12 protein-coding genes are annotated in these 14,613 nt (G+C 72.7%); all 12 read left to right on the forward strand.

Annotation, left to right across the window (positions count from 1 at the left end; all coding sequences use genetic code 11):
- Positions 1–352 precede the first annotated feature (352 nt).
- The 12 genes from E1182_RS23240 to E1182_RS23295 all read left to right on the forward strand — a co-directional run bounded on the left by E1182_RS23240 (position 353) and on the right by E1182_RS23295 (position 14,558).
- On the forward strand, positions 353–1,006 hold the full coding sequence (locus tag E1182_RS23240) for a hypothetical protein (protein WP_132268932.1): 654 nt from the start codon (positions 353–355) through the stop codon (positions 1,004–1,006).
- A 145-nt stretch (positions 1,007–1,151) separates the two neighbouring features.
- A complete protein-coding gene (locus tag E1182_RS23245) occupies positions 1,152–1,613 on the forward strand; it encodes a DUF948 domain-containing protein (protein WP_132268906.1) in 462 nt (153 codons plus the stop codon).
- Between the two features lie 32 nt (positions 1,614–1,645).
- Positions 1,646–1,951, forward strand: a complete 306-nt coding sequence (locus tag E1182_RS23250; protein WP_132268908.1) for a hypothetical protein — start codon at positions 1,646–1,648, stop codon at positions 1,949–1,951.
- A complete protein-coding gene (gene alaS / locus E1182_RS23255) occupies positions 1,948–4,626 on the forward strand; it encodes an alanine--tRNA ligase (protein ID WP_132268911.1) in 2,679 nt (892 codons plus the stop codon). Before E1182_RS23250 ends, alaS begins: the two co-directional genes overlap by 4 nt.
- Positions 4,627–4,698: 72 nt before the next feature.
- Positions 4,699–5,160, forward strand: coding sequence for a Holliday junction resolvase RuvX (ruvX, locus tag E1182_RS23260; protein ID WP_132268913.1), 462 nt, complete (start codon positions 4,699–4,701; stop codon positions 5,158–5,160).
- On the forward strand, positions 5,157–6,353 hold the full coding sequence (gene mltG / locus E1182_RS23265) for an endolytic transglycosylase MltG (protein WP_132268916.1): 1,197 nt from the start codon (positions 5,157–5,159) through the stop codon (positions 6,351–6,353). The genes ruvX and mltG overlap by 4 nt, the downstream gene beginning before the upstream one ends.
- Positions 6,354–6,404: 51 nt before the next feature.
- Complete coding sequence (locus E1182_RS23270; protein WP_132268918.1) at positions 6,405–7,229, forward strand: shikimate dehydrogenase; 825 nt, start codon at positions 6,405–6,407, stop codon at positions 7,227–7,229.
- A gap of 95 nt (positions 7,230–7,324) precedes the next feature.
- Entirely contained in the window at positions 7,325–8,875 is a 1,551-nt protein-coding gene (locus E1182_RS23275) for a glycoside hydrolase family 16 protein (RefSeq protein ID WP_132268921.1), read from the forward strand.
- Positions 8,876–8,981: 106 nt separating this feature from the next.
- The gene (locus E1182_RS23280; protein ID WP_132268923.1) at positions 8,982–10,226 is read left to right on the forward strand and encodes a hypothetical protein; all 1,245 of its coding nucleotides are present in this window, start codon (positions 8,982–8,984) and stop codon (positions 10,224–10,226) included.
- A 334-nt stretch (positions 10,227–10,560) separates the two neighbouring features.
- Positions 10,561–11,388, forward strand: a complete 828-nt coding sequence (locus tag E1182_RS23285; protein WP_132268925.1) for a phosphatase PAP2 family protein — start codon at positions 10,561–10,563, stop codon at positions 11,386–11,388.
- A gap of 70 nt (positions 11,389–11,458) precedes the next feature.
- Positions 11,459–12,400: a glycosyltransferase gene (locus E1182_RS23290; protein WP_132268928.1), complete on the forward strand. Its 942-nt coding sequence runs from the start codon at positions 11,459–11,461 to the stop codon at positions 12,398–12,400.
- Positions 12,401–12,488: 88 nt separating this feature from the next.
- Positions 12,489–14,558 carry a delta-60 repeat domain-containing protein gene (locus tag E1182_RS23295; protein ID WP_132268930.1) on the forward strand — a complete coding sequence of 690 codons (2,070 nt, stop codon included), beginning with the start codon at positions 12,489–12,491 and terminating at the stop codon, positions 14,556–14,558.
- Positions 14,559–14,613: the final 55 nt, after the last annotated feature.

Genomic DNA, 14,613 nt, shown 5'->3' on the forward strand with positions numbered 1-14,613 from the left:
CGCCCCGGCCGACGAGCCCCGGCGCGAGAGCCCCCCGCCGGTCGCTTCGGCAGCCGGCGGCCCCGGCCAGCCGGCGGTCGCCCGTGCCGCCGCCCCGGTGATCCGACCCGACGAGGCCGGCCGCGCGACGCCGCCCCAACGGCAGCCCGGACGGCCGGACGCCGCCGGGACGGCCACCGTCGGGCCGCAGTCCCGTCCCGACCAGCCGGTGGCCCCGGCACGCGCGGCGGCCGCCGTGCCGCCGGAAGCCCGAGCGGCGGAACCGGTGGACGTGCCGCCGGTTCGCCCGGCCACGGAGGAGGAGCCGTCGACCGGGGACACCGCCGGTGGGCTCAGCGGTGCCCGCTCCGAGCTGCGTCGCCGGATACGGGAGCGGCGGCGGCTGCGGCTCGGCATCCTGGTCCTGGTCAGTGTGGTGCTGCTCGGCGCGCTGCCGCTCTACTTCGGCATCCGTACCCTCAGTCGGGATCCGGTGTTCGACACCCTCGACGAGCTGGACGTGCCGGGCTGGGCGGCGGTCCAGACGGTCGACAACGTCAGCGGCAACCGCTGGTGCCTGCAGGACTGCCGGCTGCGGGAGCGCACTGTGCAGTCGGAGCGCTCGCCCGAGGAGACCGCCCGGGCCTACGAGGCGGCGTTGGGCCGGGAAGGCTGGCAGCGGTGGCAGGTCGACCTCTGCCCGCAGCAGCCCGACAAGGGCAGCTACACCTGCTGGCGGCAGGACGAACTCACCCTCGACCTGTGGGTGCGTGCGCCCTCCTGCCTGCCGCCACCGGTCGACGGCGCCCCGGCGCTGCCGCCGTCGCCGCTGGCGTCCGCGCCGGCCTCACCCGCGCCGGCGGGATGTGCCGGATCGTTGGTGTCGATGAAGGTCCGTAACGCCATCGACGACGATCGGACCCGACCGCAACCCAGCACCGACCCGTCTCTCACCGGGGAGGACCCGTTCCCCACGCTCACCGAGGATCCGCTCGGCGAGCCGACACCGACACCGTCACCGTCCTGAGCCCGTTTTCATCACGGACGGTAGGGTCTGGGGCTGGCGGGCCCGCCCGCGCGCGTCGGCCGTGGCCGGTCGGCGTGTCCGTTGCGGGCAGGACGGTCGCGCGTTCCGGGCAGAGGCCCGGAACGCCTGCTTGAGGAGGACAGGCGTGGAGCTTGGAGAGGTCGCGGCTCTAATCGCGGCGATCGCATTCGCGATGCTGGTGCTGATCCTGACGCTGCCGATCCTGCGGCTGCGGCACACCGTGGACGCCGCCACCCGCATGATCAATGACCTCAACGACCAGACCGGCCCGCTGCTCGGCGAGGTGAACACCACCGTGCGGAACGTCAACACCGCCCTGGAGCAGGTGCAGACCTCCCTCGACGGGGTGAACCTCCAGCTCGCCAAGGTGGACACGATGACCAGTCACGCGCAGAACGTGACCGCGAACGTGGCGAACCTGGCCACCGTCGTCTCCGCCGCCGCGGCCAACCCGCTGGTCAAGGTCGCCGCGTTCGGCTACGGGGTGCGCCGGGCCGCGGCGGCCCGCCGGCACGCGGAGACCGAGCGTGAGGTGCGCGACACGATCAAGCAGCAGCGCCGTGCCGCCAAGCGCGGCCAGGGCTGAGCCGGCCGGGGGCGAGCGGGAGGATTGAGCACATGAGGCGACTGTTCTGGCTGGGCATCGGGCTGGCCGTGGGGGTGGTGGTCGTCCGCAAGGCGACCCGCACCGCACAGGCGTACACCCCGGCCGGCATCGCGAACGGGCTGTCGGAATCGGCTGGCGGCCTGGTCGAGTCGCTGCGTAGCTTCGTGACGGACGTCCGGGTGGGGATGGCCGAGCGCGAGCAGGAGATCCACGAGGCGTTCGCCCGCGGCGAGGCGTTCGACGACCAGTTCGCCGAGCTGCGGGACCCCCCGCGCATCGGTGAGCGAGACATCTTTCCGGAGGAGCACCAGCGATGAAGACGGCGGAGATCAAGCGGCGGTACCTCGCCCACTTCGAGGCCAACGGCCATGCCGTGGTGCCGTCCGCTCCGCTGCCTGCCATCAGCGACCCGAACCTGCTGTTCGTCAACGCCGGCATGGTGCAGTTCGTGCCCTACTTCCTGGGCCAGCAGACCCCTGCGTACACCCGCGCGGTCAGCGTCCAGAAGTGCATCCGCACGCCGGACATCGACGAGGTCGGCAAGACCAGCCGGCACGGCACGTTCTTCCAGATGAACGGGAACTTCTCCTTCGGTGACTACTTCAAGGCCGGGGCGATCCCGCTGGCCTGGGAGTTGGTCACCAAGCCGGTCGACGCCGGCGGTTTCGGGCTGGACCCGGAGCGGGTCTGGCCGACGGTCTACCTGGACGACGACGAGGCCTTCGACATCTGGCGGTCGGTGGGGGTGCCGGCCGAGCGGATCGTCCGCCGGGGCAAGAAGGACAACTTCTGGTCGATGGGCATCCCCGGCCCGGCCGGGCCCTGCTCCGAGCTGTTCTACGACCGGGGCCCGTCCTACGGTCGCGAGGGCGGCCCGGAGGTCGACGAGGACCGGTACATGGAGTTCTGGAACCTCGTCTTCATGCAGTACGAGATCGCCGACGTGCGGAGCAAGGAGGAGTTCCGGATCGTCGGTGACCTGCCGGCGAAGAACATCGACACCGGGATGGGCCTGGAGCGGATGGCGTCCATCCTCCAGGGCGTCGACAACCTGTACGAGATCGACGAGGTCCGGCCGATCCTGGACCGGGCGGCGGAGCTGACCGGCAAGCGGTACGGCGCCCACTCCGGTCAGGTGGCCAGCGAGTCGCACCCGGACGACGTACGGCTGCGGGTGGTCGCCGACCACGTCCGGACCGCGCTGATGCTGATCGGCGACGGGGTGACCCCGTCCAACGAGGGGCGCGGCTACGTGCTGCGCCGGATCATGCGCCGGGCGATCCGGGCGGTGCGGCTGCTGGGCTGGCAGGACCGGGCGTTGCCGGAGCTGCTGCCGGTGGCGCGGGACTGCATGTCCCCGTCGTACCCGGAGCTGGCCGAGGAGTTCGACCGGATCTCGCAGTACGCGTACGCGGAGGAGGACGCCTTCCTGGCGACGCTGCGCGCCGGCACGACGATCCTGGACACCGCGATCGCCGAGACGAAGTCGGCGGGGAAGCCGGCGCTCTCCGGTGACAAGGCGTTCCAGCTGCACGACACCTACGGTTTCCCGATTGACCTGACCCTGGAGATCGCGGCCGAGCAGGGGCTCACCGTCGACTCCGAGGGCTTCCGCCGGTTGATGGCCGACCAGCGCAACCGGGCGAAGGCCGACGCGCGGGCCCGCAAGACCGGGCACACCGACGTGTCGGCGTACCGTTCGGTGCTGGACGCCGGCGGTGCGGTCGAGTTTACCGGCTACACCGAGCTGAACCGGGAGTCCCGGGTCCGGGCGCTGCTCTCCGGCGGGGCCCAGGTCGCCGCGGCGGTCGAGGGCGACACCGTCGAGCTGGTCCTGGACACCACCCCGTTCTACGCCGAGGGCGGTGGCCAGCAGCCCGACCAGGGCCTGATCACGGTGGGCGGCGGCCAGGTCGAGGTCTTCGACGTGCAGCAGCCGGTGCCGGGCCTGATCGTGCACCGGGCCAAGGTGCTGCGCGGCGAGGTGCGCGCCGGCGAGACCGGGTACGCCGAGATCGACGTGAGCCGGCGGCGGGCGATCTCCCGCTCGCACACCGCCACCCACCTGGTGCACCAGACGATGCGTAACTTCCTCGGCGAGTCGGCGACCCAGGCGGGTTCGCTGAACGCGCCGGGCCGGCTGCGGTTCGACTTCAACACGCCGACCGGTGTGGCGCCGAGCGTGCTGCGCGACGTGGAGCAGCAGGTCAACGAGGTGCTCCTGGCGGACCTGGAGGTGCACGCCTTCGTCACCACCCAGGAGGAGGCCCGCCGGATCGGCGCGATGGCGCTCTTCGGCGAGAAGTACGGCGAGCGGGTCCGGGTCGTCGAGGTCGGCGACTACGCCCGTGAGCTGTGCGGCGGCACGCACGTGGCCCGCTCGGCCCAGCTCGGCCTGGTCAAGATCCTCTCCGAGTCGTCGGTGGGTTCCGGGGTCCGGCGCATCGAGGCGTTGGTCGGCATGGACGCCTTCGGTTTCCTGGCCCGCGAGCACCTGCTGGTCTCCCGGCTGGCGGAGCTGTTCCGGGTGCCGGGCGACCAGGTCGCCGACCGGGTCGAGCAGACCGTGACCCAGCTGCGCGACGCCGAGAAGGAGCTGGAGAAGCTCCGTGCCCAGCTGGTGCTGGGTGGGGCGGCGGCGCTGGCGGGGCAGGCCAAGGACGTGGGTGGTGTGGCGTACGTGGGCACCGAGGCGCCGGAGGGGGCGGCCGGTAACGACGTGCGTACCCTCGCCCAGGAGATCCGCGGCAAGATCGACCCGGCGCGGCCGGCGGTGGTCGCGGTGGCTGCCCGGGCCAACGGGAAGGCCTCCCTGGTGGTGGCGGTGAACGCGGCGGCCCGCAGTCGCGGCCTGGCGGCGAACGACCTGGTCAAGGCGGCGTTCTCCGGCCGTGGTGGAGGCAGTCCGGACGTTGCCCAGGGCGGTGGCCTGCCGGCGGCCGAGGCGCCGAGGCTGCTGCTCACCGTCGAGAAGTCGATCGCCGAGGCGTGATGTCGTCGGCGGGGAGTAAGGGCGGGCCCGGTCGGCCCGCCCTGGCCTGTCGGGTCACGGGGGTGTCCGACCGTGGGTGAGCTGTCCCGGGGTGTCCGGCTCGGCGTGGACGTCGGGCAGGTCCGGGTGGGGGTGTCCCGGTCCGACCCGCACGGCATCCTGGCCACGCCGCTGGTCACCCTGGCCCGTGACCTGACGACGGAACCGGATGCCGTGCCGAGCGACCTGGCCGAACTGGCACACCTGGTGACCGAGCACGAGGCGGTCGAGGTGGTCGTCGGCCTTCCGATCAACCTCGCCGGTCGACACGGCCCGGCCGCGCAACACGTGACGGCCTACGCCACCCGTTTGGCCGAGGTGGTGACGCCGGTTCCGGTGACGCTCACCGACGAGAGGATGTCCACGGTCGTCGCATCTCGTAGGCTGTCCGAGCGTGGCGTCCGGGGAAAGCGCCAACGTGCGGTGGTCGACCAGGCCGCCGCGGTCGAGATCCTGCAGAGCTGGCTAGACGCGCAGCGGAGGCGGACGAAATGATCGACGATCTGGACCTCGGGTTCGACGAGCCGGAGAGGGGGGAGAAGGGGCGGCACCGGCGCGGCTTCCGCAAGCGCAACGGCAAGTCGGGTGGCGCGGGGAAGACGGTCTTCGCCCTGGTCATGGCGCTGGTGCTGCTGGGCGGCATCGGCGGTGGCGCGTTCTACGGCTTCGACCGGATCCAGAACTACTTCGTCACCCCCGACTACGACGGCTCGGGGAAGGGTGAGGCCACCGTCGAGGTGAAGCAGGGCGCCCTGATCGCCGACATCGGTGACGCGCTCGTCGCCGCCGACGTGGTGAAGAGCACCAAGGCCTTCATCGAGGCGGCCGAGGAGAACTCCCGGGCCAAGAACATCCAGCCCGGCCTCTACAAGGTGCGTAAGCAGATGAGCGCGGAGAGCGCGCTTGCCATGCTGCTGGACCGGAAGAACAAGATCACCAATCAGGTGACGATCCCGGAGGGCCGCACCGCCAAGGACACCTACAAGCTGCTCTCCGACAAGACCAAGATTCCGGTCAAGGAGTTCGAGACCGCCGCGAAGGATCCGGAGGCACTTGGCGTTCCGGACTGGTGGTTCGTCCGCAAGGACGGCAAGAAGGTCACCAAGTCGATCGAGGGTTTCCTCTACCCGGACACCTACGAGATCGCGCCGAACGCGACGGCCGAGACGATCCTCAAGACGATGGTCGACCATTTCCTGACCGTCACCGGCGAGATGAAGTTCGCCGAGGAAGTGCAGAGCGGCCTGGGTGGGGTGTCGCCGTACGAGGCGCTGATCGTGGCATCGCTGGCCCAGGCGGAGGCCGGTAACAAGGAGGACCTCGGCAAGGTCGCCCGGGTGGCGTACAACCGGGTCTACAAGGGCAACTTCCCCTGCGGGTGCCTGGAGTTCGACGTCACGGTCAACTACTACTACCAGTTGATCGGCAAGAAGACGCTCAGCTCCAAGCAGATGGGGCCCGAGGAGATGGACAACCCGAAGAACCCCTACAACCGCAAGCTGCGCGGCATGCTCCCCACCCCGATCAACAACCCGGGCAAGGAAGCGCTGGCGGGGGCGGCTAACCCGCCCAAGGGCAACTGGCTCTTCTTCGTCGCCATCGACAAGGAGGGGCACTCCGCGTTCGCCGAGACGTACGAGGAGCAGAGGCGCAACGAGGAGAAGGCCCGCAAGGCCGGCATTATCTGACGGGTTACGCTTCCGCCGGCCGAATCGTGAGCCGGGAAGCGGGGGAGTGACGTGACGGCGGTGCACAGGGCGGCGGTGCTCGGCAAGCCGATCGCGCACTCCCTCTCCCCGGTGATCCACAACGCCGGCTACGCCGCTGCCGGGCTCACCGGGTGGTCGTACACCCGGATCGAGTGTGCGGCCGACGAGCTGCCGGCCCTGGTCGCCGGCCTGGGCCCGGAGTGGGCCGGGCTGTCGGTGACCATGCCGGGCAAGGAGGCGGCGCTCGCGGTCGCCGACCTGGCGTCGCCGGTCGCCGCCGCCGTCGGTGCCGCCAACACTCTGGTACGACGACCCGACGGCACCTGGTATGCCGACAACACCGACGTGTCGGGCATGGTGGAGGTGCTCACCTCGGCCGGAGTGAGCGCCGGCGGCACGGTCACCGTGCTCGGCGCGGGCGGCACCGCGCGGGCGGCGCTCGCCGCGGCGGCCCGGCTCGGCGCGTCCGGGGTGACCGTGGTGGCCCGGCGGGCCACGGCGGTCGACGAGCTGCGGCCGGTGGCCGACGCGCTCGGGGTGCCCCTGACTGGCGCCGGCTGGGACACGGCGGCGACCCACACCACCGCCGACGTGGTGGTCTCCACCGTCCCGAAGGGTGTCGCCGATCCGCTCGTCCACCAGATCCGGTGGCGTGCGGGCACCGTGCTCTTCGATGCCCTCTACGACCCGTGGCCGACCCCGCTGGCCGCCGCGGCGTCCGCCGCCGGTTGCCGGGTGGTCTCCGGGCTCGATCTGCTGCTGGCCCAGGCGGTCGGCCAGTTCGAGCAGTTCACCGGCGTCGCCGCGCCCCGGGCGGCGATGGCCGGCGCGCTCGCCGCGCACCGCGCGCGCTGAACCCGGTGGCATCCGTTCGGGCGACGGACGCCGGAGCGGCCCCCTCGCTACGCTGGCTGCTGCCGATGACCGTCACCGACTTCGGGGAGTGTCCCGTGAGCAGGCCCGGACTCCACCGCGCGGTCGCCCGGCTCGGCGCCCGTCGCCGGGCCGCCGCCCTGGGGATGCTGAGCGTCGGCGTGGTCGCCGCCGTGGCGGCCACGATGATGCCGCTGGGCGCGGCCGAGGTGCCGCCGGCGGTGCTGACCGCCGTCGCGGACACCACCGTCAGCCAGGTACCGCAGGACGGCGACAACGGGGTGAAGACGACGCTCGCCAGCTGCCCCGAACTCTGCGACGGCAACCGCACCGGCCGTCGCGACGCCCTGGTCGGGTTCGTGGTCCGTGGGGTACCCGCCGACGCGGTGCGCATCCGTGCCACCCTGCGGATGTACACCTGGCAGCCGGCCGCCGCCCGGATCCGGGTCCACCCGGTGCGGGGCAGCGCCGACGGGCCGGGCGGCTGGGAACGGCGGCCCGTGCTCGGCGCCGCGGTGGCCGGGCGGGAGCAGGTCACCGCCGGCTTCAACGAGTTCGACGTCTCCGCCGCGGTTACCGGCAACGGCCCGGTCTCCTTCGCCCTCGTCCAGGAGACCCGGCACAGCCGCATCTACTGGGCCTCCCGGGAGAACGGCACCGCCGCCGTCCGGCCGCAGCTGGTGCTGGCCTACCAGCGAGGGTCGGGAGGGCCCCCGGCCGGTGGCCCCGCGCCGCCCGGGGCGTCGGCGACGTTCGGTGCCCGGCCCGCGCCGCTGGCCCGCCCGACCGCGCCCCGCGTGCCGTCGCCGGGACCGGTCGCCCCGCCGACCAGCCCGCCGACCACCAGCCCACCGACCACCAGCCCACCGACTGCCAACTCGCCGGTTGCCCCCGCGCCGGTCCCCGGCAGCGAGGTGCCGGGCTGGCGGCTGGTCTGGTCCGACGAGTTCGACGGCCCGACGCTGGATCGGTCGAAGTGGAACCTGCGCGACAACGAGGGCCGTGACATCGACCGTGGCTGCAACGTCGACGAGCCGGAGAACACCTTCGTCTCCGGTGGGGTGCTCACCCTGCGCGCCCAGCGGGAGACCGTGACCTGCGGCTCGCAGACCCGGGAGTACACCCAGAGCTACCTGGACACCATCGGCCGGCACTCGTTCCGCTACGGCCGCTTCGAGGTGCGGGCGCGGTCGCCCAACAGGCCGGTCGGATCGCGAGGGCTGTGGCCGGCGTTCTGGCTGCGCCCCGAGGACGGCGGCCGGGGCGAGATCGACGTGGTGGAGCTGCCCGGCGGCAGCGACTGGTACCAGGCCGCCACCCTGGCCATCTTCTACGACTACAGCCCGGTCAAGCAGGACGTCCGGTACGCCTTCCCGGTCGGGTACCCGGGGGACGGCTTCCACACGTACACCACCGAGTGGGAGCCGGACGCGATCCGCTGGTACGTCGACGGCCGGCTGGTCTGGCAGCGGGACCGCGCCACGACGCCGTGGTTCGACGAGGTCTTCCACAAGCCGTACAACCTGCGGTTGAACGTCCAGGTGGGCGGTTGGCTCGGCAACCCCGACCCCGCGACCCGCTTCCCGGCCGACTTCCGGGTGGACTACGTACGGGTCTGGCAGCGCTGACGGCACCGTGGCGGTGGCCTGACCGCGGTCGGCCGCCGGGCCGGCGGGCGTCCGCACGGCCTATCGTGTCGGCCAGCGTGTGCCCACGGGCGGAAGGCAGGGCGGCATGACGGTGCACCGGGCGGCGGATCCACGGGACCGGTCGGACGGCATCGGCTGGGTGAGCCGGGCCATCTTCGGCGACCCCCGGCTGTGGCTGGACGTGGCCGCCACGGCGTCCACGCCACCGGCCGGTCACCGGGTCGCCGCCCGGTACGCCGTGGTGCCCTCGGTGGCCCGGGCGAAGTTCCTGCTGCCGCTGGCCTCCCGCCGGGTCGGGGCCGCCTCGACCCTGGCGTACAACGCGCTGCGACCGCCCCGGGTGCGGGCCAACCGGCTCGCGGTCGGGGTGCTGGCCGGTCTGGGCGCGACCGGGCTGGCCCGGATGCCGGTGCTGACCGTCGCCGTGCCCGACCGGGTCGACCCGGCGGAGCTGCTGCTCACCGAGGCGCTGAGCGGCACCGCCGGGTGCCGGCTGCATGCGGCGATCGGGATCCGGCCGCCCGACCCGCACCACAAACCGACCCTGCAGCTCTTCGACGACCGGGGAGCCCCCCGGGGGTACGCGAAGATCGGTTGGAACGACGCCACGCGGGCGATGGTCGTGGCGGAGGCGGCCGCGCTGCGCGCGCTGCCCCGCGACGGCGGCGACTTCCCCGACGTGCCGCGACTGGAGCGGGAGTTGCGCTGGCGCGACCTGGCGGTGACCCTGGTCGCGCCGATGCCGCGTCGGGTGCGCCGGCTGCCTCACCCGTACCGGCCGAGGGTGGCCGCGATGCTGGCCGTCGCGCGTCGGGGAGGTCCGCCGGCCGCGCCCCGGCTGCTGGCCGGTTCGCCCTTTATGGCCGACCTGGTCGCCCGCGCCGAGCGGGCCGGTGGGCCGGTCCGCGCCGCCGTGGCGGCGCTGGCCGCGCGGGACGGCACGGTGGGACTGGAGTTCGGTGACTGGCACGGCGACTGGGTGCCGTGGAACCTGGGTGTCCACCGTGGTCGGCTGATGGTCTGGGACTGGGAGAACAGCGGACCGCACCGTCCGGTCGGCTTCGATCTCGCCCATCAGGGGTTCCAGAGTGCCCTGTCGTTGGGAGACCGGCCGGTGCCGAGGGCGGCGGCGGAGATGGACGAGTTGCTTGCCCGGCACGGACAGGTGTGCGGCCTCGACGGGGTCCGCCGCCGGTTGGTCGGCGACGCCTACCTCGTCGAGCTGTGGCTGCGTACGGCGGAGCTGGCGGCCGGTGGGGGCGGCTGGAGTCGGCGGTTGCATCCCGCGCTGCTGGAGCTGCTGGCCGAGCGGCTCGGGCCGGCGACCTGAATACCCCGCAGGCCCGGTGACCGGCACGCAACTGTCCGTTCCCCGACCGAAGATGGCGGAAAAATCGCAGGTGAGGCACCCGCGCTACCGCTGAACCCACGGGTTCCACTACTGTGGCACCGCCCGATCATCGCCGCTGGGGCGGCGTGGTCGACGTGGTTCCGGGTGGCGTGGGGCGTCACCGGGCGATCGTGCGATCCGGGTGTGGGGCAGGTCCGGCCGGCGGCCGGCAGGCAGGGAGACCGATGACAGCGGCAGTACACGCCGGGCGAGGGGCCGCCCGGCGGACAGGTGTCGGCGGGTACGCCGACCTGCGGGGCGGCGGTGACCGCCGATGATTCTCATCTACGCGCTCGGGGCTCTGTCGGTGGTGCTGCCCCTCGTGCTGGTGCCGGCGCTGGCCCGTCGGGTGCCCGCGGTGCGGGCCGGCCGGGCGACGCAGCGACTCCGGGTCGCTGTGGCCGGGCTCACCGACGCCTTCGGCCGGGTCGGGGCGGCGCTGGTGGTGCTGCTGGCCGGATGCGCCGCGGTGGTCGCCGTCTGCTGGCCGCTCGGTGAGGCGCTGGCCCGCCTCGAACCGCACGTCGACCACCCGGTCTTCGAGTACGTGCACGCCCGCCGGGTCGACACCTGGGCGGAGCTGAACTCCTTCTACACCGCCCTGGGTGACCGGTACCCGCTGAAGTGGGTCACCGCGGTCGCCGCGCTGGTCTTCGCCGTGCTGTGGCGGCATCGCCGGTGGTGGGTGCCGCTGCTGGTGATGCCGTTGCAGTTCGTCGTGGAGCAGTACGTCCAGGCGATCCTGGCGACCATGGTGGACCGCGGGCACCCCCCGACCGACCTGGGCACCTACCCGTCGGGCGGGTGCGCCCGGATCATGCTGACCTTCGGCACCATCGCGATTCTGGCCATGCTGACCTGGCGCATCCCGCGCGCCGGCCGGGTGGCCCTGATCACCGGGGTGGTGACCTTGGTCAGCGTGGAGGGCTACACCCGGATCTACGCCGAGAAGCACTGGCTGACCGACGTGATCGGCGGGTGGATCTTCGCCGTGCTGCTGTTCGCGGTGACGGCGCTGGCGCTGCTCGTCGCCGAGGGCCGGGTCCGGCCGCCGCTGTCGCGGGCCGTGCCGGTTCCCGACAGCGTCCTGGCCGGCACGTGAACCCCGGGTCGGTCGGCACGTCCCCCGCCGGCGCCGACCGGTCCCGCTCGACCACGGAAGTGGGCCCGACGTGACGACCCTTCTCGTCGCCTCCACCGGGGGACACCTGGCGGAGTTGCACGACCTCGTGCCGCGCCTCGGCGTGCAGGACGACTGCGTGTGGGTCACCTTCGACTCACCGCAGAGCCGGTCCCTGCTCGACGGTCAGGAGGTGATCCACGTTCCGCCGGCGAGCAGCCGGGACGTGGCGGGAGCGGTGCGCGACCTGGTCGCCGCCCGGCGGGTGCTGCGCGGCGGTCGGTTCCGCCGGGTGATCAGCACCGGTGCCAGCGTGGCCGCGTCGTTCTTCCTGCCGGCCGTCCGGCGCGGTCTGGCCTGCCACTACATCGAGAGCGCCACCCGCACCGAGGGGCCGTCGCTGACCGGTCGACTGGTCGCCGGGCTGCCCCGTACCCGCCTCTACACCCAGTACCCGGCCTGGGCGCGGGGCCGGTGGCGGTACGGCGGCTCCATCTTCGACGGCTACGCGCCCTTGCCGCGGCCGAAGCCACGGCCGGTGTCGCGGATCGTGGTGGCGCTCGGCACCCACGAGCGGTTCGGTTTCCCGCGGCTGCTGGCCCGCCTGGTCGACGTCCTGCCCCGGGAGGCGGAGATCCTCTGGCAGGTGGGTGCGACCGAGGTGCCCCGGATGCCGGCCGGCGCGCGCCGGCAGGTGCCGTACGCGGAGATGCAGCAGGCCATGCGGGAGGCGGACGTGGTCGTGACCCACGCCGGGGTCGGCTCCGCGCTGGCGGCGATACGGGTCGGGCACCGCGCGATCTACGTGCCCCGGCGCCGGGCGTACGGGGAACACGTCGACGACCACCAGGTCGAGATGGCCCGCGAGTTGGGCCGGCGCGGGCTGGTGCTGGCCCGGGAGGCCGACGCGGTCACCGCCGAGGACCTGGCGCAGGCGGCATCGTGGACGGTCGGCACGGTGGGGTCCGTCGTGCCGTTCCGGTGGGCGGCGTGACGTCCGCCGGTGCCCGCCGGCCGAGGTGGTGGGCGGGCCCGGATCGACCCGTATGGGCAAGCCGACAGTCGAGTGGACCGATTGGTTGATGGTGCGACAAATCCGGACGCAGCAAGCTATCCAGGATCTCACTTCATCATTGGGGGAATCAGTGTCTCTCCGAACGTCGTCCCGATCAGGTCGACGGTGGCTCGCCGTGCTCGCCGTGCCGGTGCTGCTCGCCGGTCCGCTCGCGGTGCCCGCCCAGGCCGGGCCGCCCACCCCGGTCGCCATGACCCTGACCAGCGCGAACCCGGTGGACAACACCCCGCACGCGAAGGACGGCGACGCCAAGGCCTTCGCCGAGATCGGCTCCACGGTCTACGTCGGTGGCGGCTTCACCTCGGTGAAGGCGGCGGGTGCCGCGAGCTGGACGACCCGCAACTACCTGTTCGCCTACGACAAGGGCACCGGGGCGCTGAAGATGGCCTTCGCTCCGCGGCTCGACGGTGCGGTGCACGCCCTGGCGGTCAGCCCGGACGGCAAGCTGATCGTGGGCGGCGCGTTCAAGACGGTCAACGGCGTCGAGCGCAGGAACCTCGTGCAGCTCGACCCGAACACCGGCGCCACCATCACCTCCTGGGTGGGCCGCGGCGACGGCGGTCTGGTCCGGCGCACCGTCGTCTCCGGCGACAAGCTCTACATCGCCGGCGCGTTCACCTGGGTCAACGGCACCGCGCACTCGCTGCTGGCCCGGCTCGACGTACGCACCGGCGCGATCGACCCGACCTTCCAGATCGATGCCAGCGTCGCCCGTACCAGCCAGCAGTTGGTCTGGGGCCTGGACGTCACCCCGGACGGCAACACCCTGGTCGCGGTCGGCAACTTCACCAAGGTCAACGGCCTCGACCGTAACCAGGTGGTGCTGGTCGAGGGGCTCAAGGGCACGCCGAAGGTCGCCGACTGGAGCACCCAGCGGTACGTGGCGCCCTGCACGATCAGCGGCTTCCCGTTCTACGCCCGGGACGTCGACTTCTCCGACGACGGCAGCTACTTCGTGATCGCCGCCGACGGCGGCCGGTCCGCCGGGGCGTACTGCGACACGATCGCCCGGTTCGAGACCGCCACCCGGGGGAGGGCCATCGACGGCACCTGGGTCAACGACACCGGCCACGACTCGGTGACCTCGATCGAGGCGGCCGACAACGTGGTCTACGTCGGCGGGCACTTCCGTTGGCTGAACAACGCCAACGGCGACGACTCTGCGGGTGCCGGCGCCATCAACCGGTACGGCCTGGGCGCGCTCGACCCGATCAACGGCATGCCGCTGGTGTGGAACCCGACCCGTTCCGGCGCCCCGGCGGGCACCACCGCGTGGGGCCCGATCGTGTGGGAGCTGTGGCGCGGCAGCGCCGGCCTCTACGCCGGGTTCGACAGCGACGGCCTGGGCAACGAGTACCACGGCCGGCTGGGCCTCTTCCCGCTCGCCGGCGGGCGGACCGTGCCGGCCACCAACGCGCCGGCGGCGGCCTCCGGCTACCTCTACCTCGGCACCGGCGACGGCAAGACGGCCAGGGTGCCGTTCAACGGCACCACGCTGGGCACCCCGGCCACCAGCAGCCAGCCGAACCTCACGGCCGCCGGCGCGGCGTTCTCGATCGGCGACAAGCTCTACTGGTCCAGGACCACCGCCGCCGCCCCCCAGGGCAGCTACCTCCAGGTGTCGACGTTCGCCGGCGGCACGGTGGGCGCCCCGTGGGTCAGCAGCGGCTTCAACGACTGGTACAAGCCGTCGACCATGAGCGGGGCGTTCTACCTCGACGGGCGGATGTACTACACCAAGGCCGGCACCAACAAGCTGTTCTACCGCTACCTGGAACCCGACGGCTCGATCATCGGCTGCACCGAGTTCACCCTGCCCAGCATCGGCACCGGCCTGAACTGGGCCAACGTGCGGGGCATGGCCTGGGTCAACGGCAAGCTCGTGTACGGCTTCACCGACGGCGCCCTGCGGGCGGTGCCGTTCGACGGCACCGCCGTCGACGGCGGTGCGGCGGTCGTGATCGCGACGTCGAGGACACCGATCGGCTCGTCCACCCGCAGCGCCCTGCTGCTGTCGCCCCGGGGCGCCCCGCCGCTGAAGTGGACGAGCCCGACGCTGTTCTTCGCCACTTCCTGACCGGTTCGACGACAGCGCGGGCGGCCCGCCGGTGTCCCCGGGCTGTCTCTTATAA

This window comes from Micromonospora sp. KC721 (genome assembly GCF_004348355.1).
GTDB lineage: Bacteria > Actinomycetota > Actinomycetes > Mycobacteriales > Micromonosporaceae > Micromonospora.

What these genes read in the sequence shown, in the direction of transcription:
- E1182_RS23250 (WP_132268908.1), top strand. Translation starts at nt 1,646, where the DNA reads ATGAGGCGACTGTTCTGGCTGGGCATCGGGCTGGCCGTGGGGGTGGTG.
- alaS (WP_132268911.1), top strand. Translation starts at nt 1,948, where the DNA reads ATGAAGACGGCGGAGATCAAGCGGCGGTACCTCGCCCACTTCGAGGCC.
- mltG (WP_132268916.1), top strand. Translation starts at nt 5,157, where the DNA reads ATGATCGACGATCTGGACCTCGGGTTCGACGAGCCGGAGAGGGGGGAG.
- E1182_RS23280 (WP_132268923.1), top strand. Translation starts at nt 8,982, where the DNA reads ATGACGGTGCACCGGGCGGCGGATCCACGGGACCGGTCGGACGGCATC.
- E1182_RS23285 (WP_132268925.1), top strand. Translation starts at nt 10,561, where the DNA reads ATGATTCTCATCTACGCGCTCGGGGCTCTGTCGGTGGTGCTGCCCCTC.
- E1182_RS23295 (WP_132268930.1), top strand. Translation starts at nt 12,489, where the DNA reads ATGGTGCGACAAATCCGGACGCAGCAAGCTATCCAGGATCTCACTTCA.